This window comes from Hyalangium versicolor (assembly GCF_020103695.1).
Lineage (GTDB): Bacteria > Myxococcota > Myxococcia > Myxococcales > Myxococcaceae > Hyalangium > Hyalangium versicolor.
Window position 1 is genome coordinate 227,137 of the sequence record NZ_JAHXBF010000013.1, and the last position, 21,440, is coordinate 248,576.

The 21,440-nt window shown below is 66.0% G+C and carries 15 protein-coding genes; 8 read left to right on the forward strand and 7 right to left on the reverse strand.

Annotated elements, in window-relative coordinates; genetic code table 11:
- Positions 1-321 precede the first annotated feature (321 nt).
- Complete coding sequence (locus KY501_RS26875; RefSeq protein ID WP_224366306.1) at positions 322-792, reverse strand: NUDIX hydrolase; 471 nt, start codon at positions 790-792, stop codon at positions 322-324.
- A 253-nt stretch (positions 793-1,045) separates the two neighbouring features.
- A complete protein-coding gene (locus KY501_RS26885) occupies positions 1,046-1,513 on the reverse strand; it encodes an NUDIX hydrolase (protein WP_224366423.1) in 468 nt (155 codons plus the stop codon).
- A 1,499-nt stretch (positions 1,514-3,012) separates the two neighbouring features.
- Between KY501_RS26885 and KY501_RS26890 the strand changes: the two genes are divergently transcribed.
- Together KY501_RS26890 and KY501_RS26895 are read left to right on the forward strand one after the other, a co-directional pair.
- Complete coding sequence (locus KY501_RS26890; protein WP_224366307.1) at positions 3,013-4,563, forward strand: peptide MFS transporter; 1,551 nt, start codon at positions 3,013-3,015, stop codon at positions 4,561-4,563.
- A gap of 16 nt (positions 4,564-4,579) precedes the next feature.
- Positions 4,580-5,320, forward strand: coding sequence for an HD domain-containing protein (locus KY501_RS26895; protein ID WP_224366308.1), 741 nt, complete (start codon positions 4,580-4,582; stop codon positions 5,318-5,320).
- A 77-nt stretch (positions 5,321-5,397) separates the two neighbouring features.
- On the opposite strand, the gene KY501_RS26900 is transcribed toward KY501_RS26895, so the two are convergent.
- Positions 5,398-6,351: an SDR family oxidoreductase gene (locus tag KY501_RS26900; RefSeq protein WP_224366309.1), complete on the reverse strand. Its 954-nt coding sequence runs from the start codon at positions 6,349-6,351 to the stop codon at positions 5,398-5,400.
- 112 nt (positions 6,352-6,463) lie between these two features.
- Between KY501_RS26900 and KY501_RS26905 the strand changes: the two genes are divergently transcribed.
- Positions 6,464-7,432 carry a helix-turn-helix transcriptional regulator gene (locus KY501_RS26905; RefSeq protein WP_224366310.1) on the forward strand — a complete coding sequence of 323 codons (969 nt, stop codon included), beginning with the start codon at positions 6,464-6,466 and terminating at the stop codon, positions 7,430-7,432.
- Positions 7,433-7,461: 29 nt separating this feature from the next.
- On the opposite strand, the gene KY501_RS26910 is transcribed toward KY501_RS26905, so the two are convergent.
- Positions 7,462-8,619, reverse strand: coding sequence for a threonine synthase (locus KY501_RS26910; RefSeq protein ID WP_224366311.1), 1,158 nt, complete (start codon positions 8,617-8,619; stop codon positions 7,462-7,464).
- 109 nt (positions 8,620-8,728) lie between these two features.
- On the opposite strand from KY501_RS26910, the gene KY501_RS26915 reads away from it, so the two are divergent.
- From KY501_RS26915 to KY501_RS53995, 4 genes are all read left to right on the forward strand, one after another.
- On the forward strand, positions 8,729-10,150 hold the full coding sequence (locus KY501_RS26915; protein WP_224366312.1) for an FAD-dependent oxidoreductase: 1,422 nt from the start codon (positions 8,729-8,731) through the stop codon (positions 10,148-10,150).
- Between the two features lie 62 nt (positions 10,151-10,212).
- A complete protein-coding gene (locus KY501_RS26920) occupies positions 10,213-11,442 on the forward strand; it encodes a DUF6361 family protein (RefSeq protein WP_224366313.1) in 1,230 nt (409 codons plus the stop codon).
- Positions 11,429-13,309 carry a phospholipase D family protein gene (locus KY501_RS26925; RefSeq protein ID WP_224366314.1) on the forward strand — a complete coding sequence of 627 codons (1,881 nt, stop codon included), beginning with the start codon at positions 11,429-11,431 and terminating at the stop codon, positions 13,307-13,309. The genes KY501_RS26920 and KY501_RS26925 overlap by 14 nt, the downstream gene beginning before the upstream one ends.
- Positions 13,306-16,626: a helicase-related protein gene (locus tag KY501_RS53995; protein ID WP_224366315.1), complete on the forward strand. Its 3,321-nt coding sequence runs from the start codon at positions 13,306-13,308 to the stop codon at positions 16,624-16,626. The genes KY501_RS26925 and KY501_RS53995 overlap by 4 nt, the downstream gene beginning before the upstream one ends.
- A gap of 54 nt (positions 16,627-16,680) precedes the next feature.
- On the opposite strand, the gene KY501_RS26935 is transcribed toward KY501_RS53995, so the two are convergent.
- Together KY501_RS26935 and KY501_RS26940 are read right to left on the reverse strand one after the other, a co-directional pair.
- Entirely contained in the window at positions 16,681-17,682 is a 1,002-nt protein-coding gene (locus KY501_RS26935) for a hypothetical protein (protein ID WP_224366316.1), read from the reverse strand.
- 127 nt (positions 17,683-17,809) lie between these two features.
- Entirely contained in the window at positions 17,810-18,322 is a 513-nt protein-coding gene (locus KY501_RS26940; RefSeq protein WP_224366317.1) for a hypothetical protein, read from the reverse strand.
- A 293-nt stretch (positions 18,323-18,615) separates the two neighbouring features.
- Between KY501_RS26940 and KY501_RS26945 the strand changes: the two genes are divergently transcribed.
- Positions 18,616-19,986: a hypothetical protein gene (locus KY501_RS26945; protein WP_224366318.1), complete on the forward strand. Its 1,371-nt coding sequence runs from the start codon at positions 18,616-18,618 to the stop codon at positions 19,984-19,986.
- 19 nt (positions 19,987-20,005) lie between these two features.
- Here the strand turns inward: KY501_RS26945 and KY501_RS26950 are convergent, their stop codons facing one another.
- Positions 20,006-21,394 (reverse strand): hypothetical protein, encoded by a 1,389-nt coding sequence (locus KY501_RS26950; RefSeq protein ID WP_224366319.1) that lies wholly within the window; start codon positions 21,392-21,394, stop codon positions 20,006-20,008.
- Between the last annotated feature and the right edge of the window lie 46 nt (positions 21,395-21,440).

Consider the following 21,440-nt stretch of genomic DNA (forward strand, 5'->3'; position numbering starts at 1 on the left):
GGTGGGTGCTGGGCATCCATGCCGCGCCTGTCTCCGGTACGGGCGCGGGCCATGTCAGGAGTGAACCTACCGGTTCTGACATGGGGGAGTGGCTGGCGAGCAGAGGTCTACTCCCAACTGGTTGGGAGTGGCCGTGGGGCAGAGGTTCACTTCCAACTGGTTGGGAGTGAACCTCTCCCATCACCCCGCGTGGGAGGTCCAACCTGGGACGTCGGAACCGAAGCCCGTCAGTCTCCGGAGACGGTCATCTGCTTGAACCAGATCGCACCTCGCGGATGAGCGGCCTTGGCATGGCCTCTGACTCACCTGCTACGGGGGTGGTCAGGCTTCGTCGTCCGGCAGGAGTGTCCGAAGTAGCTCGTCGTCAGGACCGAGCGGGCGCCAGCCAGCAGGAGGCGGATTGGCGAGGAGCGCGTCGCCAGCGAGCCTTACACGCTCCAGGAGGGGCTCTGGGGTGTACGCCGACCATTGGCCAAGCACTATGGCGACCTCCATGCGGGCGTCGTCGTCCAGCACGGCCGGCCATCCAGTGGGGAGGAACTTCGATAGTTCGCGCACAAGCTGTCCGCGAGCCAATCGAGTGAGCTTCTTGCTGCGCTCAGCCTCGGCGACCAACCCTTTGAACACCTGAACGCCGGCAACGTCGTCCGGGCCAAGCTCCTCTGCAAGAGCGACTAGGGATGCCGTGGGACGATCTTCAGCAAAGGCGGTGACCGAGTCGTACCCCCGCTCACGGACGCGCTCATACAGGCGGGCGATCCAATTCCCCTGCCACGAGCGTCCATCGGTCATCAGCTTCTCCCGGGAGTGAAGTTCATTGGAATATCGTAGACCTTCATATTCTCACCGACGATCTTGAGGATCGCAGTTCGCGTCAACGGCCTCCCGGCCCTGACTTCAGCGTCGCTGTCCCCCAGCGCCTCTCGCACGCCCTCGAGCAAGTCCTGGTTCGCCTGGGCCATCGTGACCTGTCCGCCCTGACGGCGCACGCACACTGGTGACACACGGCGGCTCCTTCACCGACTCGAAGGGCCGCCGCTGTCAGTCAGGCTTCTTCGTCGGGGAGGAGCGTCCGGAGTAGCTCATCGTCAGGACCGAGCGGGCGCCAGCCAGCGGGGGGAGGGTTGGCAAGAAGTGCATTCCCTGCCCGGTCAACCCGCGCCCTGTGGGTTACTGGGGTGTAGGCGAACCACGACCCGAGCCCCATCGCAACCTCTCCACGGGTTGCATCGTCCAGCAAGTCCGGCCAGCCATTCGGGAACCTCTCGGCCAACTCGCGTACGAGGACGTCACGAACCAAGCGCGTGACCTGCTTGCGCTGCTCCGCCTCGTACATCAAGCCGCTTAGAATCTGCACGGCAGCAACGTCGTTGCCCAACTCGTCTGCCAGGACGTACAGCGGAACAGCAGGGCGTGCTTCGGCAAAGGCAATGAGTGAGCCGAAGCCCCGTTCACGAACCCTCTCGTACAGGCGTGCCTTGATGTCGCCCCGCCAAGCCTCTCCACCACTCATCATCCTCTCCCAGAAATGAAGTTCATGGGGATTCGATAGTCCCGCATATGCCTCGCGACCTCCTTCAAGATCCCATCCCGCGTCAACATTCGGCCGGCTCTCGTCTCGGCCTGGAGTAGCGCATCCATGAGAGGGTATGGAGGGAGGCGAGAGTCAGGGCTTCAGCCCGTGGGTGGCCGACTCCCAGCCCGGCGCGCACCGGGGCCTGGCACTGTCAGAGGGCAGGGGGGAGGGGGCAGAGGTCCACTTCCAACTGGTTGGAAGTGGCCGTGGGGCAGAGGTTCACTCCCAACTGGTTGGGAGTGGCCACACGAGAGAGGAAACTCACCTACAGTGTGGGCGGCGGGCCGGGGGGCGTGAATGTAGGTCCTGACGTACGCGGGTGCGTACTGGTGCGATCAGGAGTCGGGCCTGCACGCCCAGGGTTGGCTGGACACGTATCGGTGGCACCGGAAGCCCGGGTCGCACACGTTGGGGCCATTGGGCTCGCAAGGCTTCAGACAGGAGGGAGAATCACAGATGAGCCCCGCTGGGCACGTGGGACGGCCCTCACCGCATTCTGGGTAGCACTCGGTCCACACCGATCCTCCCTGCTGAGGGGAAAAGATCGCTTTACATGTCCTACCTTCGGAGCAGGGGGCGCGCTGACAGTCAGGGCCATGGCGCACCACGCACACCGAGGCGTCCGCTCTATCTCGCATGCACTGCTGGCCTTCAGGGCACGTGCGCCCCTCGCACGTAGGGCGGCAAATGGGGCCCGGGAAGATGTCGGCACAGAAGAACCCTTCCGAGCAACTGGCCGGGTTGTCCAAGGTGCACGGGCGGCCACACCATCCCTCCGCGCAGCGCAGCCCGGGCCTGCATGCGTCGTCCCGATCGGGTGGTGTCTCGAAGCAGGGTTCACCCTCCTTGCGCACGCCCACGGCGATGCACTCATGGACCAGAAGTCCATGATTCATCGTCTGAAGTGGAACGCAGCTGAAGCCCTCGGGGCACTGTGCATCCGTCTCGCATTCGCTGTCCGTGCAGTAGGCCTTCATGACGCGGACGTCATTGAGACAGGCCAGGGGAGGCTCACAGGGAGAGTCCCACCAACACTTGTGATGGTAGGCCGGCAAACTTGAGCGTTCCTCAGGGGAGAGTACCGGGGCGAACCGTGCATCCGCCAGCTCGGGTGCATGAGGCTGCTGAATCATGGAACTCGCGATGAGTAGGACGAGCGGCAACGACAGAAGCAACCCTCCCAGAAGGCCACCGGCCAGACGCCAGTTCATCCACAGTACTCGCGGCATTCTGGCGAGCTCTCTTGGTGGAGGCAGTGCTCGCGGTACGCATGGTCGTCGCAATCTTCGCCGTTGAGGAGGGAACATCCCAAGAGGGTTACGGATGCGAGAGTGCACACCGCGCACGAAAATCGGCGCATCGGAACCTCCAGGTGGAGAGCAGTTGTGAGTAGAAGCCATGCTCACGTAGAGCGTCCAGCCTCACTTCGGATCGTCATGGAAAGAGCGTCCCCTCACGCAGCGCCACAGCGGACCGCCGCCGCCGCGGACCGACATTTCTTCGGGCACCCGCGAGGCCTGTCCACGCTCTTCTTCACGGAGATGTGGGAGCGCTTCTCGTTCTACGGCCTGCGCCCGCTGCTGGTGCTCTTCATGTCGGCGGCGCTGGCCCGAGGCGGGTATGGCTTCCCGCGTGAGCAGGCTGCGGCCATCGTCGGCATCTACTCGGCCTCGGTGTACCTGGCGTCGCTGCCCGGCGGGTGGGTGGCGGATCGGCTGCTCGGGTTGCGGCGCTCCATCTGGTACGGCGGGTGCCTCATCTCCGCGGGGCACATCTCCATCGCGCTGTCGGCGGTGGCGGGGCGCACGCCGTTCTTCCTCGGGCTCGTGCTCATCGTGCTGGGCACGGGGCTGCTGAAGCCGAATGTCTCGGCCATCGTCGGCGATCTGTACCCCGAGGGCGGGGCTCGCCGGGATGCAGGCTTCTCCCTCTTCTACATGGGCATCAACGTCGGCGCGCTGCTCGCGCCGCTCGTCACCGGGCTTCTTGGGGAGCGGGTGGGGTGGCACTACGGCTTCGGCGCCGCCGGGCTGGGGATGATCCTCGGGCTCATCCAGTACTGGCTGACCTCGAAGTGGCTGGGGCCGCTGGGTCTCGACATCACCCGGGATCCGGACCCCGTGGCGCAGGCTCGATTCGAGCGTCGGATGAAGGCGGGATTGAGCGTGGGGCTGGGCGTCCTGGCGCTGGTGTTGGTGCTGGGCCTGTCGGGAGTGCTGCGCATCGACTCGCTGGCTGTCGCCCACTCGATGAGCTACGTGATCGCGGGGTTGGCCACGGTCTACTTCCTGTACCTCTTCACGCTCGCGGGGCTGACGCGCTCGGAGAAGAAGCGGGTGCTGGCCATTCTCGTCCTCTTCCTCTTCGCCACCATCTTCTGGTCGGCGTTCGAGCAGGCGCCCACCTCGCTCAACCTGTTCTCGGCCGACTTCACGGATCGCTTCGTGTTCGGCTGGGAGATGCCCGCGCTCTTCCTCCAGTCCGCCAACTCCTTTTTCGTCATCTTCTTCGCGCCTGTCTTCGCCGCGCTCTGGGGGGCACTCGGCAAACGCGGGAAGGACATCTCCAGCCCGGCGAAGTTCTCCCTGGGGCTGCTGTTCGCTTCGGTGGGCTTCGCGGTGATGATCGTCGCGGCGCAGCGCATCCAGGGTGGGGGAGCGGTGAAGGTGTCCCCCTGGTGGCTGGTCGGCAGCTACTTCTTCCAGACCATCGGAGAGATGTGCCTGAGCCCGGTGGGGCTCAGCTCGATGACGAAGCTGGCGCCACGCAAGTTCACGGGGCAGATGATGGGGGTGTGGTTCATGGCGTCGGCGCTCGGCAATCTCATCGCCGGCCTGGTGGGAGGGCACGTCAACCCGGAGAACCCGGCGGAGATGCCCACCCTCTTCATCCGCACGACGCTGTTGCTGCTGGGGGCCTCGGTGGTGCTGGGCCTGCTGGTCATCCCCATCCGGCGGATGATGTCCGCACCCCAGCCGGAGGAGTGAGTTCCGGCGCTCACTCATGCTTTCGGTCATGAATCTGCGCGGATGGTTGATCGTGGAACTCGGTCCACGGGATGGGAATGTGGTTTTGGACCCCGAAACCATTGTGGCGTGGTTCTGGAGCCTCGCTACCATGCCTATTGAAGAGGCAGCCTCCATCGTGAATCCTGCTTTCCACCAAGCCGCTGCTGCTCCCACTGATCCGCCGGTGCACCTCCGCCCGCTGCCCGACGAGGTCATCCAACTGCTCTTCGAAGTCGGAGCGCCTCCTCGTCTCGCTGCGCACTTGCGCGCCGTGCACGACGTGGCCCGACAACTCATAGAAGGGTTCGTGACGACGTGGCCTCAGTTGAGCTTCGACGCAGACGCCGTTTCTTATGGCGCCGCGACCCACGACATCGGCAAGGCGCTTTACCCGAATGAACTCACGAGCCCAGGCGACCAGCACGAGTCAGCCGGTTACTCCTTGTTGCTCCAGAAAGGAGTACCCGAGCGACGAGCTCGCTTTGCCCGCACCCATGCGGAGTGGGATGAAGAAGGTGCGACGACTGAAGATCAGCTCGTGGCCCTTGCTGACAAGATCTGGAAGGGCCGCCGTGAAGAAGACCTTGAACAACTTCTCGTCCAACGCATCGTTACCGCAACGGGATACGAGCCTTGGAAAGCCTTCATACACCTCGACGAACTCCTGAACCGCATCGCCGCCCAAGCAGAAGGACGGCTCCAATTCCAGGCCCGGTTTGCAGTCAGCACTCGTTGATGAACGAACACCATGGGAGAGCACTGCCATCCGGCGGATGATGTCCGCGCCCCAGCCGGAGGAGTGAACTCCGGCGCTCACTCCTTGGGCCAGTCGGGGGCGACGATCTCCATCGGGCCATTCGCCCACGTCGCGTATGCGGCTTCGTCCGCGACGGTGTAGGGCCGCCCGAAGGTCGTCTCGAAGTATCGGCCCCAATCCGGCTGGCTGCCGTCCTCATCCTTGAAGCCGTACTCCCGAGCGAGCTGCCAGGAGCTGAAGACGCGTCCGTTCCTGGCCGCGACGTTCGGGTCGGCTGCCAGGGCCGCGACGGCCCGGCCCACGTAGAACGGCGTCTCCGAGGCGATGAAGTGGGGATCCTTCTTCGCCCCGTCTCGCCAGGTCGCCTCCGTGACGCCGAAGTGGTCGAGCATGGCCTCCGAGCGGAGGAAGCCTGGAGTGACTGCAACGGCGGTGATGGGGTGGCGTCGCAGCTCCCAGGCCATGGTGTACGCCAGCCGGATGACCGAGAGTTTGACCAGATCGTAGAAGATGTTGCCGCGGTAGCAGAAGTTGTCGCCGTCGGTGATCTCGACGACGAGCCCCTGGTTGCGCTCCAGCATCAGGGGCACCGCGTAGCGGCTCGTGAGGATGTGCGAGTAGATGCCGCGATCGAGCATGAGGCGGCCCTTCTCGGGTGCGAGCTTCCAGAAGGGCAGGCCGAACTCCGCCAGCTCGTCCCCGCCCCAGACGTCGTTCACGAGCACATCGAGGCGGCCGTGCTCGCGCTTGACCCGCGTGAACAGCTCGGCGACCTCGGACTCGACCGTGTGATCGGTGCGGATGGCGATGCCGCGGCCGCCGCGAGCGGTGACGAGCTCCGCGGTCTCCTCGATGGTCTCCGTCCGCGTCCCGGTGGCGGGCTTCCCGCGGACACTGCGCCCGCTGCAGTAGACCGTGGCTCCCTTCTCCCCAAGCATCATCGCGATGCCTCGCCCCGCTCCGCGCGTGGCCCCCGCGACGAGGGCAATCCGTCCTTCCAGTGGCTTCATGGCGTTCCTCCAGAACCGTTCACCTGCGTGGATGTGGCAAGCACCCTATCCAACGATTCCTGACAACCTGTGTCATGTTTGCTCGGGTACCTTTCGGGGCCGAGGGCAAGACATGCGTGCGGATCGACTCATCAGCCTGCTCATGCTGTTGCAGACGAGGCCTCGGTCAACGGCGGGGGCACTCGCTCGGCGGCTGCAAGTCTCGGAGCGGACGATCTACCGAGACCTGGATGCGCTATCGGCGTCGGGTGTGCCCGTGTTCGCGACCCGAGGCCCGAACGGTGGGGTGAAGCTCGTCGAGGGGTGGCGCACGCAGCTGACCGGGCTCACGCGGGCGGAGGTCCATGCGCTCGCAGCGGTGGGCACTCCCGCTGCATTGGAGGATCTGGGCCTTTCGGCGCCATTGCGGAACGGGCTGGTGAAGCTGGCGGCGGCGCTCCCGGCGGTCCAGCAGTCCGTCATCGAGTATGCGCGCCAGCGGCTCCACGTCGATCCGACCTCGTGGTTCCCGGATCGAGAGCCGGTGCCCCACCTCTCGGTCCTGAGGGACGCGGTGTGGCAGGACCGCCGTGTGCGGATCGAGTATCGCGACTTCGATGGGAAGCGCACCCGGCGCGTCGTGGATCCGTATGGACTCGTCATCAAGGCGGACCGCTGGTACCTGGTCGCGGGCACCGAGCGGGGGCCGAGCGGCTTTCGGGGTTCGCGGATCGAAGGGGTGCGCCTGCAGCCTGGGACGTTCGTGCGGCCTGCAGGCTTCGATCTGGCGGCCTTCTGGAAGGAGTGGTGTGCGCGCTTCACCGAGCGCCGCGCCCAGTACGAGGTGACGCTGCGAATCACCCCGGAAGGCGAGGAGGCGCTCCGGCACATCCGGCCGCCCGCCGAGCATGCGCGGTTGGCCGATGCTCCCCAGGGGCGCGATGGAACGAAGACGGTGACCCTGGACTTCGAGCGCGAGACCATCGCGCTGTCCCAGCTCTGCACACTGGGACGCGGCGTCGAGGTGATGGCACCCGAGGCGCTCCGCACCCGGCTGCGGACGATCGCTGCGGAGCTCCACTCCCTGTACCGCGAGGCCTGAGCCCGACAGCTAGAGGGTTCGAAGGTGCATCAATCGACGTACTTGTAGCCCGTCCCTGTGTCGAAGACGACGACGCGCTCGGTGCGCTCCAGCTTGCCGCTGGCCAGCAGCTTCTTGACGGCCTCCCAGGCCGCGCCTCCCTCGGGCGCCGCGTACAGGCCCTCGCTGGAGGCCAGCTCGTTCACCCCGCGGCGCATCTCATCGTCGGAGACCGTCACCGCCTCTCCCTTCGACGCACGGACGATCTTCAGGACGAGGTAGTCCGCGTAGGCCTTCGGGACGCGCAGGCCACTGGCATAGGTGTGGGCGTTCTCGAAGCGCACCGAGACGTCCTTGCCCTCCGCCAGCGCCTTCGGAATGGGCGCGCAGCCCTCCGCCTGCACCGAGATCATCCGGGGGCGCTTGGAGCCAATCCAGCCCATCCGCTCCATCTCATCGAAGGCCTTCCACATGCCGATGAGCCCCGTGCCGCCTCCGGTGGGATAGAGGATGACGTCCGGCAACGTCCAGCCGAACTGCTCGGCCAACTCGTAGCCCATCGTCTTCTTTCCCTCGACGCGGTAGGGCTCCTTCAGCGTGGAGACATCGAACCAGCCCTCTGCCTCCTTGCGCAGCGCGACGATGCGGCCGCAGTCGTCGATGAGTCCATCCACCAGCGTCACCTGCGCGCCGTAGGCCTCGCACTCCAGCCGGAACACCTTGGGCGTGTCCCGAGGCATGAAGACGTGGCACGGCAGGCCCGCCTTCGCCGCATAGGCCGCCGCGGCGCCTCCCGCGTTGCCCGCGGTGGGCAGCGCGATGGCTCGCGCACCCAGCGCCTTGGCCATCGTCACCGCAGCGCACAGCCCGCGTGCCTTGAAGGAGCCCGTGGGATTGCCCGCTTCTTCCTTCACCCAGACATCGGGCATGGATAGACGAGCCCCCAGCCGCCGGGCGTGCAGGAGCGGCGTGCCTCCTTCGCCCAGGGTGATGATGTCCTCGGGGCGCTTCGCGGGCATCACTTCATGCCAGCGCCAGATCGTCCTGTCTCGCGAAGCCACATCCGTCTTCGACAGCCGAGGCAGTTCGTACTCCGCGAAGAGCGAGCCCGCGCAGCCGGGCTCCTTGCAGACATTGAGCAGGAGCGCCGGGTCATACGTCTTTCCACACTTCGTGCAGGACAGGTGCGTCAGGTGGGAGAAGGGCATGGCGCGAGAACCTACCAACTGACGGGCCTTGCGCCATCGGGTTCCAGCCTGGCGCTCGTGGGGCGTGTCAGACCTGTGACGTGCAATCATCTCGGCAGAGGAGGGAAACGTGAATACTCCTGGACGCAGGTTCGGAAGGGCAGTGGTCATCGGTGGCAGCATGGCGGGGCTCTTGAGCGCCCGAGTGCTCGCGGACCATTTCGAAAAGGTTGTCCTCCTGGAGCGGGACCCACGCCCGGAAGGGCCCGTGCCGCGCAAGGGAGTTCCGCAGGGCTCGCACATCCACGTCTTGCTGGATTCGGGCCGGCGGGTCCTCGACCGGTTCTTCCCGGACCTCTTCCAGCACCTCCAAGAGCAGGGCGCTCAACTCATCGATTCGAGCGGGGATGTCGCATGGCACCACTTCGACGTCTGGAAGCCGCGTTACACCAGCGGCATCCCCCTGCTGCTATGCACCCGCACCCTCCTGGAGTGGAACGTGTTGCGCCGCGTGGTGGCGCTGCCCAACGTCGAACTGCGTGATGGGTACTCCGTCGAGGGACTCCTCACGGACACGGCTCGGCAGCGCGTCACGGGAGTCCAGCTGAAGAGCCCCGGGGGTGAGGAGCCGCTGGAGGCCGAGCTGGTCGTGGACGCCAGTGGCCGAGGCTCGCGAGCGCCGCAGTGGCTCGAGGCGCTGGGCTACGGCCGCCCCGAGGAGGAGCAGGTGGGCGTCGATCTCGCCTACACCTCGGGCCTCTATGAGCCTCCCGCGAACTTCGGCGGAGAGTGGAGTGCGCTCATGCAATACCCCGCTCCTCCCTCCACCTGGCGCTCAGGCTTCATCGGGAGCGTGGAGGGAGGGCGGTGGCTCGTCACCCTCAACGGCTACTTCGGCGAGCACGCTCCCACGGAGCACGAGGGCTTCCTCGACTTTGCCCGCGCGCTGCCCCGGCCGGACTTCCATGCCTACCTGCGGGACGCGAAGCCGTTGGGGCCACTCACCACCCACAAGGTGAAGCACAACCGCTGGAGGCACTACGAGCGCATGGCACGCTTCCCGGAGGGCCTGGCTCTTCTGGGGGATGCCGTGTGTGCCTTCAATCCCGTCTTCGGCCAGGGCATGAGCGTGGCGGGGCTGGGTGCGGAGCTGCTCCACGAGTGCCTGTGCGAGCACGCTCAGCGCTCCCCCGGCGAACTCGAGGGGATGGCCGAGCGTTTCCGGAAGCGGCTGCCTGGAATCCTTCGCCTGCCCTGGTTCGTCAGCACCAGCCTGGATCTGCAATATCCCCAGGCCACCGGGCAGCGGATGCCCGGTCTCGGGCTCCTGCACTGGTATATCCGCCGATTGCTGGAGAGGACTTCGCGAGATACGGCCGTTCATGCCCAGTTCAACCGGATGCTTCATCTCCAGGCCGGGCTCGGTGCCGTCCTCCAGCCTTCCGTTTCACTTCCTGTGCTGGCGCACGGAGTCCGGACGCTCTTCGTCCCGCTCCGGGATCTGGCAAACACAGACACCCTGCCTCTTCACTCCAGGAGTGAGCCGGGCTGAGACTCCTGTAAGTTGCCACGGATTGCGGTATGGTCCCCATCCTCTCATCCCAGGGGGGAGGAATGGGCTCGACGTTCACGTGGCTGGACCACTCGGAGCACGACCGGCGACGAGTGCTCGAAGCGGTCGACCGCTTCAAGGAGACCAACACCCGGGATGAGCTGGGACTCGGGGGCATCCGCGACACCTTCGCCGACCTGCTCTTCCCTGGCACGAGCACCATCCAGACACGGGCGCGCTATTTCCTCTTCGTGCCGTGGATGTACCGCCAGCTCCATGAGAAGCGCGTGGGCTCGGACAAGGTGAGCGCCCGTGCACGCAAGGAAGAGATCCAGCTGCGGGATGCCCTGCTCGAGACCGAGGACACAGCCGGTGTCCTCGGCAAGGTCGCCGGAGCGGCCCTCAAGCGCCTGCCGAGCAACGTCTACTGGCAGGGGCTCGGAGCCTGGAAGATCCGCCTCTACCCCGGCTCTCAGCCGGAGTACCACCGCTACTTCGAGCGGCTCCATGATCGTGAAAGAGGAGGGCGCGACAAGGAGGAGGAGGAGGAACTGCGCGCGGAAGGCTGGGCCTCGCCATGGCACCTCCACCTGCCGCCTGCTCCCGCTTCTTTTCCAGACGGCGCGGGCTTTGAGCTGAATGCAGACGAGGCGCGCTACCTCGCGGAGCGCATCTGTTTCTCCTCCCCACGCTCCCTCCTGGCCTTTCTGGTGCGCCGGGGGAAGAGCGTGGAGGCCGACTACCCGTGGACTCATCCACAGCTCGCCGAGTTCCCTTCCCACATCCGGGACATCCTCCACCACGGTCAGCTCCTCGCCGAATCGATGCACGGCGCGGCGCTGCTGTACAACCTGATGCTCGCCGAGGAACTCCCCTCAGGCCCCAAGAGAGATGAGCTCACGGAGTGGTTCCGTGGGAGCCTCGCGGCCTGGTGCACGGAGCTGGAGCCTCGCCATGCCGCCCTTTCCGGGTGGGATCGCAGTGGGTTCTGGACGCTGGCGCAGCAGCGCACCCGGGTCAGCGGGGCGACCCACGATTTCGTCGAGCGATGGGTGGCGCGCGAACCGTGGGCCAGCAGCGCTCGGGCCACGGACGATCCGGTGCTTCGCAACCAGGTGCGCGATCGCGAACGGCAGTTGAAGGGCCCTCGTGCGCGCCTCGGAAACCCTCGTGCGCTCGAACTCTGGAACGGGGCGTCCGGTGTGGACCGGCTCGCCTACCGCTGGCCGAGCGCCTCACGGATCCTGGCGGACATCCACGCAGGGCTTGGAGGCCACGATGCTCGCGCCTGACACACGAACGGTCCTGCTGGAGGCGCTCCGGCCTCCCGAGGGCTTCCGCCTCGATCGTGCCATCGCGACGACGTACACGCTCGACCTGCTGGCCCTGCTCACCGCGCCGCTCGCCTTCTCCCTCTTCGACACCGTCGCCACGAAGGAGGATGCCGCAAGCAGCGCCGAGGCGAGCGAGCAGCTCAACCCGTTCGCGCTCCTGAAGGCCGTGCGCTCCCACGCGGAGCGGACCACTGTCTTCTGTCAGAGCACTCGGATCTCCGTCCCACGCCGGTACCAGCGCCTGCTCGCCTACGTGGAGGACTCGATCGTCGAAGTGAACGCCCCGAGCCCCACAGGGGTGTTCCATCCCAAGCTGTGGGCGCTGCGCCTGGTCGGGGATGAGGGGCTGGTGAAGTACAGGGTGCTGTGCCTGTCCCGGAATCTCACGTTCGATGCGTCCTGGGACACGGCGCTGGTGCTGGAAGGGGAGCTGGCGGACCGGGAGCGTCTCTTCTCGTCGAATCGGCCCTTGGCGGACTTCTTTCGCGCCTTGCCATCCCTCGCGGTGCGGCCCCCTCCCGGACGTGTCACGGCCGACGTGGAGCTCATCGCTGGAGAGCTGGGACGGGTGCGCTTCGAGGTCCCGCCTCCCTTCGAGGAGCTTCAGTTCCATCCTCTCGGGCTGGAGGGGTACAAGCGCCTCCGCCTCGAGAAGGCTTCACGGGCGCTCATTGTCTCCCCGTTCGTCACCGCGCCGGCCCTGGCGGAGCTTGCGGAGGGGGGGATTCTCGTGTCGCGCGTGGACGAACTGGCGAAGCTCCCGCGCGAGAGCCTGGAGCCGTTCGAGGTGTGCGTGCTGCATGATGGCGCGGAGATGCTCGAGCTCGGAGACACGGAGGCTCCTCCGGCTCACGGCGGGGAGGAGTCACCGCCTCCCTTGGGCTTGCATGCCAAGCTCGTCGTCCAGGACGACGGCTGGAACGCCCACGTCTGGACGGGCTCGGTCAACGCCACGAGCGCGGGGCTCCACCAGAATGTGGAGTTCTTCGTCCAGTTGACGGGAAAGAAGAGCCATGTGGGCATCAAGGCCCTCCTGGAGGGCCGGCAGGGGGAGCCAGGGCTGCGCGCCTTGCTCTCCACCTGGTCTCTGCCGGAAGGTCCGCCGACGGAGGACGCGGTCTCCCAGGCCTTGGAGGAGCGGCTCCGAGTGGCCCGGGGGCTGCTCGGGCGGGCGCGGTGGGTCGCCGACGTCCAGGAGGGACCGGAGGGGTTCTCCACGCGGCTGCGAGCCGAAGATCCGGTGAGCGTGCCGGCGGACATCGCGGTGAGCGTGTGGCCCATCTCGCTCCCTCGGGACACCTACGCGCGTGCCCTGGAGATACAGGAGGGGCGCGCGGGCGCGGACTTTGCGGCCAGGAGCTTCGAGGCGCTCACGAGCTTCTTCGCGTTCTCGCTGACCACCACGGTGGAGTCCACGACGGCGGAGGCGGTCTTCGTGATCACCGCCACCCTCCTGAATGCGCCGGCGAACCGGGCCGCGCGCATCCTGCAGTCGATGCTCGACGATCCCGCGAAGGTACTCCGCTTCCTACGGATGCTCCTGGCCACGGATCCTCTCGAGCTGCTGGATGGGCTGGCCGGCTTTGAGGGCGCTGGGCCCGAGACGGGCACGCAGGGCGCGAGTGGAGGGGCGGAGGTGCCGCTCCTCGAGGCGATGCTCAAGGCGCTGGACCGCGAGCCCTCGCGCCTCGATGCCATCCATCAGGTGGTGCAGGATCTTCTCTCAACCGACGAGGGACGGCGGCTGCTGCCGGACCGATTCCTCTCGGCGTGGGAGCCCATCTGGGCCGCACGCAAGGCCCTCACGAAGGAGGTGGCCGCGTGAACCGCACGGGAGATGCCGGGGCCCTGGCCAGTGCCGCGCAGGCGTTGCAGGGCCTGAAGGACTTCCAGCTCGAGACGGTCGACTACGTCTTCGAGCAGCTCTTCTTCCCGGGCGGCTCGGGACGCTTCCTGGTGGCCGACGAGGTGGGCCTGGGAAAGACGATGATCGCCAAGGGCGTCATTGCTCGCACCATCCAGCACCTGCGCGACCGGGTGGAGCGATTGGACGTGGTCTACATCTGCTCCAACACGGACATCGCGCGCCAGAACGTCAGCCGGCTCAAGCTGGAGGGGGAGCACGTCTCATTGGCCTCCCGGTTGACGCTCCTGCCCCGGGAGGCACAGCGCCTCAAGGATTCCCCATCCCGGATCAACTTCATCTCCTTCACGCCCGCGACCTCGTTCGACCTGAACGGGGGCCTGGGCCATGTGGAGGAGCGGCTTCTCCTGCACTCCATGCTGAGTGAGCTCTGGGGGTACGGTGGCAGCGCCGCGGCGATGAACGTTCTCCAGGGCCAGGTGGAGAGCGACCGCTTCCGGGCCCGAGCCAAGACCCTCAGGCTCTCGGAGTTCGACCCGACCGGTGATAGCACCCGGTTCTTCGCGACGGAACTTGCCCGGCGCGCCGCGGCGGCCAAGGCCCAGGGCGAGCCGGATCTGCGTGCACGCTTCGAGGCGCTCTGCCAGGCCTACCCGACCTCCAGGAGCCAACCGGATGCCGAGACGTCACGGCTGCGCTCACGGCTGGTGGGCGAGCTGCGCTCGGCGCTGGCCTCCAGTTGCGTGGCCACCTTGGAGCCGGACCTCGTCATCCTGGATGAGTTCCAGCGCTTCAGCCACCTGCTCGATGGAGAAGACGAGGCGAGCGAGTTGGCGCGTGAGCTGTTCGAGTTCGAGGGCGTGCGGACCCTGCTGCTCTCGGCGACCCCCTACAAGATGTACACGACGGCCACCGAGGCGGGAGGGGAGGACCACTATCAGGACTTCATCCGGACGTTGCGGTTCCTGGAGCGCGGTCCGTCGGAGCCGGACGACCTTGACGGCCTCTTCCAGCTCTATCGCCGCGGCCTGATGGAGCTCGGGGACGCGGAGCGCCGACGGGAGTTCGACCAGGTCCGCCAGAAGCTGGAGGAGCGTTTGCGGCGCGTGATGGTCCGGACGGAGCGGTTGTCCTCCACTCCCGACCGGAACGGCATGCTCCAGGAGATTCCATCGCAGGGGGCGTCGCTGACCCGTGACGACGCGCTGGGGTATCTCTCCCTCCAGAAGGTCGCGCGCCTGTGCGACCACCACGATACGCTCGAGTACTGGAAGAGCACGCCCTACGCCCTGAGCTTCATGGACGACGGGTACAAGCTCAAACGCGAGCTGCGCGCGCGAAGTGAGGACGGCCCGTCCCGGTTCGAGCTCGCCCGGGCGTTGACGGGCCCGGGTAATCTCCGCCTGCCGTGGGCAGACATTGAGCGGTATACGGCCATCGATCCGGGAAACGCGCGGATGCGGGAGTTGGTGGAGCAGACCCTCGGGCGCGGTGCGCACCGCTTGCTCTGGCTGCCACCGGCGTTGCCGTACTACCGGCTGCGCGGTCCTTGGGGCGAGCCGCGGATGCGGAACTTCACCAAGAGGCTCGTCTTCTCCTCCTGGAAGTTCGCTCCTCGGGCGATCGCTGCGCTCCTGAGCTTCGAGGCGGAGCGGCGGATGCAAGGGGACGCGCCGCAGGATGGGTACTCTTCGGAGCGCAGGAGGCGCAGAGGCGCCGCGCTGCGCTTCCAGGTGGCCGAGGGCCGTCCCACGGGCATGCCCGTTCTGGCACTGCTCTATCCCAGTGTGTTCCTCGCCCGCGCGTGTGATCCCGTTCGCTTCGCTGCGGAGTCGTTCCGTGACGGAGTCGCGGGGGAGGGGTTCGTCGATCTCGACGAGGTGCTCTCTTCGGCCCGGACGCAGATCGAGGTCGCCCTGCGGCGTCTGCCGCCTGGAGCCGCAGAGGGACGTGTGGACGAGCGCTGGTACTGGGCCGCCCCGTTGCTCCTGGACAAGGTGTTCGAGCCCCAAGCGACCCAGCAATGGTTCGACCGGCCCAACCTGGCCAAACTCTGGATCGGGGAGGACCTGACGTCCGAGGAGCACGCCGAGCAGTCCTGGCAGGCGCATGTCGTGGCCGCCCAGGAGATGGCGCTGGGCCGGGGTGAGCCTCTGGGCCGCAGGCCGGACGATCTGCTGGACGTGCTGGCGGAGATGGCAACGGGGGCTCCGGGGGTCGCGCTCCTGCGCTCGATGTTGCGAGTCCTCGAGCTTCGGACCGATGCGCTGGGTGACGAGGCGGGTGTGCGAATCCGGGATGCGGCGGGGACGGCGGCCTGGGCCTTCCGGGCCTTGTTCAATCAGCCCGAGTTCGCGGAGATGCTGCAGCGCGAGGTCGTCGGGCCTCGGAACCTGCCCTATTGGAGGGCCGTGCTTCACTACTCGGTCGAGGGCTGCCTGCAGGCGGTGCTGGACGAGTATGCGCATGTGCTCCGGGATCACCTGGGGCTCGTCACGGGCAGTGCGGCCGAGCGGGTGCATGAGATCGCGGTGCACATGGCGGACGCGTTGTCCCTGCGCACCGCCAGCCTCACCACATACGACGTGGAGCCGAGCGAGAGCGGGCGTACGGTCCGGCAGGAGGTGCATCGGATGCGCTGCCACTTCGCCCTGCGGTTCGGCGACGAGGTGGCGGATGACGGGCAGGTGGCGACCCGTGCGGACTCGGTGCGCAAGGCGTTCAACTCACCGTTCTGGCCCTTCGTCGTGGCGACCACCTCGGTGGGGCAGGAGGGGTTGGACTTCCACACCTACTGCCATGCGGTGGTGCACTGGAACCTTCCCAGCAACCCGGTGGATCTCGAGCAGCGCGAGGGCCGGGTCCACCGGTACAAGGGACATGCCGTGCGCAAGAACGTGGCACGGACGCATGGGATGAAGGTGCTGAGCGACTCCGCCACCGATATCTGGGAGGTGATGTTCGCGGCGGCACGCCAATCACGTCCCCCGAGGAGCACGGACATCATCCCCTACTGGGTCTATCCCGTGGAGGATGGGGCACGCATCGAGCGGCACATCCTGGCGCTGCCGCTGAGCCGTGAGTTCGAACGAGCGGAGCGGCTCATCAGAGCCCTGGCCATCTACCGCATGGCTTTTGGCCAGCCGCGGCAGGACGATCTGATCAAGTACCTGATGGAGACCTTGGAGCCCCAAGCGCTGGAACAGGCGCTGACGGCGGCGCGGATCGACCTGTCGCCATCAGCGCTAGAGACTCCCGCTGACGTGCTGGCGACGTGAGCACCGCACGGCAACGGTGGGCGGGCCACGTGTCAGCCTGCCCACCGGGTGGAACTACTGGATGCTGACGCCGCAGCTGTACGAGTCCGTCGACAGATCACCCCAGTCCGTCGAGGTGACCAGGTTGAAGGCCTCACCGAAGTAGCCGCGCGCATAGACGGGCACTCCGATGGGATCCAGCAGGTTCCCCAGGGCGCAGGTCGTGCAGCCGCCGCTGGTGATGTCATCGTCGTTGGGCAGGGTGAAGTTCTTGTTGATCAGCTCGCAGTGATCCTGCCCGTGGCCCGAGTAGTCGGCGATCTCGTAGTAGGTGCCCGTCTCGCTGCTGCTCATGTACAGCTTATAGCGAGAGGACGTGGTGCACAGCTCGGCGCCCACCCACTTGTTGTACTTGGGCACGTAGTGCACGTAGCGCGCCCCGGAGCAGTAGCGGACCCCTTCATAGGTCTTGAAGGAATAGGTGCGCCACTCCGTCACGGGCACACCGCACTCGTACCACTCGGTGCTCAGATCGCCCCAGTCCGACGCGGTGACGAGGCTGAAGGCCTCTCCGAGGTAGCCGCGCGCATAGACTTGCACGCCGTTAGGGTCCGTCAGGGCCCCCACGGCACAGTTGGTACAGCCACCGCTGGTGATGTCATCCTCATTGGGCAGGGTGAACTGCGTGTTGACCAGCTCACAGTGATCCTGGCCGTTCCCGGCGTAGTCAGCCACCTCGTAGTAGGTGCCGGTCTGGCTGCTGCTCATGTACAGCTTGTAGCGGTTCTTGCTGCCGCAAAGGGCGGCGCCCACCCACTTGCTGTACTTGGACACGTAGCGCACGGACCGCGCTCCGGTGCAGGGAATCGCGCTGCCGGAGGCAATCTTGAAGTTATAGGCAAACCAGCCGCCAGCCGTGCCGGCAGGCGTCAGCGCATCGGTCGCCGTGGCCAGATCCTCAGGCAGTACGTCCTCTCCGTCCGCCTGAGGATCGACAACTCCTCCACAACCGCCGAGGGTAAAGGCAGCCACGACGGCCGCGGTCGCTACGGTCCAACGCATCGATGAGAAGTTCATCCCAAGCTTTCCGTTCAGTCCAATAGTGGATTTCCGTCAAAGACGGGTAATGCCGCTTTGGCTGATAGCACGGGATAATCTGGTTTGGGAAGAGCGTGGGAGGGTTGGGTTCGCGGCCTCTCGGTTCCTACAGGCGCGGCAGACAGGCCAGGCCAGGAATCGAGCCGGAGCTCGTGGAGGAGTAGTAGTCCAAAAGCACGTAGTTGACGGTGTTCCCAGAGAAGGGGGAGGGGTCTCCGTAGCAGGTCTTGAATTGGAAGAACCAGCTCCCGGATCCGTTCTGGAGGATCGTTACGTCCAGCCGGATGAAGGAGGTGGAGTTGCCGACAACGTTGTTGACGTAGGCCTTGGCGTCGCTCCCGTTGCGGAACGGTCCGTTGAGCGCGTTGCAGTTGCTGCGGATCAAACCGTCCGAGCACTGGTAGTACGACTTGAAGAAGGCCGGGCCGAAGCCGATGCTCCAATGGAGCAGATAGCCATTCAGGTAGATCTCGGTCGCCTGGCTGCCCTGGTTCGCGGCCCAGTAATTGACCAACGCCTGCTTGCCGAAGAAGGGCCCATCGATGCTCTGGGCAGAGGCGCTCCGAGCAAAGAGGAAGAAGGACAGGAACAGCACGGCACACAGAGAGAGACGCTTCATGGTCTGGCTCCAAGGGTTGCAACAGGCTGCTACCTCCAGCCTGGCCTGGCGCGGATGCGCGCAATCCAAGGAGGGACGGAGCCAGCGAGCTATGCAGAGCGCCTTCGCTTTTGTCCCCCAGCTCCTTGTTCCAGGGGAATGTCTGGAAAAGTGGTGGCCTGTCGCTTGTCCACGTGTCACCTCAGGTGTATGGACCGCGCGGTTGCTGGCTTGAGAGGACGCTCGCGCATGTGCTCTTCCATCTTCTTGTCGGGTCCCGTGGGCGCTCGGGCCCTGTCGCCGCGGCGCACGCCATGACGGGTGACCCGGCCGCTCGCGTCCCCTCGGACAGGTGGTTCCTGGCTGCGCTCTCGGCGGCCATCCTCCTGGTGCAACTGGTCACCGAGGCGCCCGGGCTGGGAGGACACCACCTCGGGATGCCCATGGTGAACAGCGGGGACGAGCCGCATTACCTGGTGGTCCTCAACAGCCTCCTGCTCGATGGCGATCTGGACCTGAAGAACAACTACCTGTCCGTGCATCTGGGCTCGCTGCAGGCGGGCGCGAAGTTCGCTGGCTCCTCCATCGACCACCACTCCAGTTGGTACGTGGACGGGGAGCGGCGCGTCTGGGTCGAGCTCTTCCAGCCCTATGTCTTCGGTTGGCCCCGGGACGAACGCGGGAACCTCATTCCACAGCTCCGCCCGGGAGTGGATCCGCGGATCGCCCAGGGGCCGGAGTACAGCGCGCACCCGGTAGGGATCGGCTTCATATTGGCTCCGCTCCTGTTCCCCTTCCGAGGCACCCGCCTGCTCGAGCCCATGGCGGTGTTCATGGCCGGGGTGGCCACGGTGCTGGCCCTGCTGCTGTTCCACCGCCTGCTGCGCGCGTTCAGCACGGACACGCGGGCCATCCGTTTCACCCTGGTGGCGGTCTTCCTCGGCTCTCCCATCTGGTACTACAGCCGCAGCTTCTTCAACGAGCCGTTCCTGGTGCTGAGCGTGGTGGGGGCCTTCACGATGGGCCTGGAGCCGCGCCGAGCCCCGTGGGCCGGGTGCTTCGTGGCCGCCGGCATGCTGATGAAGCCGCAGCTGGTGCTGCTCTGCCTGCCGTTGGGACTTCCGCTGCTGCTGCGCAAGGACGTGCGGAACGTGCTGCTGCTCGGGGTTGCGCCGGTCCTGGCGGGGCTGTTGTTGATGTATCTGAACGCGAAGATGTACGGCACGTGGTCGCGGGGCCCGTACCCGTTCTACCGAGGCGAGTTCTGGACCGGGGCTCGGGGCCTGCTGTTCCATCCCACTCGGGGCTTGCTGGGCTTCTTCTCCGTGGCGGTGCTGGCTGTGGTGGGCTGGCCGGGGCTGCTTCGCCGGTTCCCGCTGCGAGCTGGCATGCCGCTGTTGGGCTTCGGCATGGTGTTCGTGCTCACGGCGGTGTGGAAGTACTGGGACGGGGGTTGGTGCTACGGCCCGCGGTTGCTGGTGCCGGTGCTGCCCTTGCTGGGGCTCGGGATGGTGCGAGTCCTGGAGTGGCCTTTCTTCCAGTCCTTCGCGCCGCGCTGGGTGGCCTACAACCTGCTGGTGTTCTCCTGCCTGGTGAATGGCGGCGCGGTGCTCCGGTACTGGGCCACGGTGGATGTGCCGCCCGGGCCCCTGGTGGCGAGCACCGTGCAATGGCTCTGGCCATGACGCAGAGTCTGCCAACCGGTCAGACGGACTGCAACGCCGCGATCTCGCTGATCACGGTTGCTTCTGTGATCGCATTCCTGGGAGAGACCGCCATCAGAGCGCCGAACCGGTGGCTGCTGCTGCGCGTCTCGGCGACAATGGCCAGCTTGCCGCTTTCGACCGCCCTGGCCGGAAGCGGCTTGCCACTCGGGCAGTCGTTGACCTGCTGCTGGTGGCCTTCGCCATCCGTGTAGGTGTAGAGATTCCCCGAGAGGATTGGGCGGGCGAAGCCCACCAGCTTGTCAGTGAGGGTCTGCTTGTCGGCCCGAGCCCGGGTGCTCGGGTGCTTATCGACGTACTTGCGGCACATGGCGGCGAGAACGGCGCCAAACTGAGCGTGGTTTCTGAAGGCAGTCAGGATGGCGCTGGCCTGGGCGCTCAGCGAGTTGGCAATGAGCTGGTTTGGCGCGGACTTGAAGACGATGCCAAACTTGTCCTTTTCACCCGAGAACTCGTTCACGCCGTCGCCCAGTCCCATGAACCGGTTGAACCCGAAGATAGTCAGGGTGGCGGCGATCTCCGCCTTGTCATCGTCGGTGTGCGCGATGTGCGCGCTTAGCTTCACAGTGGTGTTGGGAGCCGTGGTGATGTCCAGATTCAGGATGGCTGCGAGCGTCTCGTGGGCGATCTCCCGGGCGAAGACGAAGAAGTTCGCCTGATTGGGAGGGGCGATGGCCTTGGCGGGGGGCTTCTCGAAGGCGTTCTCAAACCCCTTCTTCTGGGCAGTCCCTGGCTTGCCGAGCCGCACCAGTGGCACCTCGAAGCTCGTTTGCGTGCCACTCGTGAGGGTGGTTTGGCGCGAGTCCTTGAGAAACACTCCCGAGTCGTCGTTCTGGCCGTGTTGAGTGAGCAGGTTCCCGACATGAGCGACATGCGCCGCGTTGGGAACCTGGGCCGTGTTGAGCAGATCCCTGAGAGCCGTGAGCTCGTAGAGCTTGAACTTCTTGAGCTCTGCGTTGGTCTTGGCCTTTTGGTTGAGCTGAGTGTTGTACGTGAGAAGCACCGTCGTCCAATTGGCCAGCGACTTGCGGCGAGCCGCGCCGGAACTCTGGCTGACGAGCCCTGAGAGTTTGACAAAGACCTCGGCGAGGAGCTTCTGAGCTTGGCGAGCGGCCTTCCAGGTCGCGGTGTTGATCTTCAGCGGGCCGATCTTCACCTCGATCTCGGCCGTGTTGTTCTTTTCGTGATCCGCGGCGACGGTGAGCAAATCGAGGCCGAGCTGGCGGTACTGCGGGTGGGTGACAGCGAAGATGTCGTCGTAATCGATGTCCGCTCCCGCAACGAGACCCTTGGTCGGATCAGGCCGCCAACACTCGATTTTCATCTGCCGGAGTTCGTTCTCAGAACCAATGTGGTACGTGTCTGGCATGCCAGGACCTACCTTCGGGTGCCGTCGCAAGAAGCGCCTGCGAATG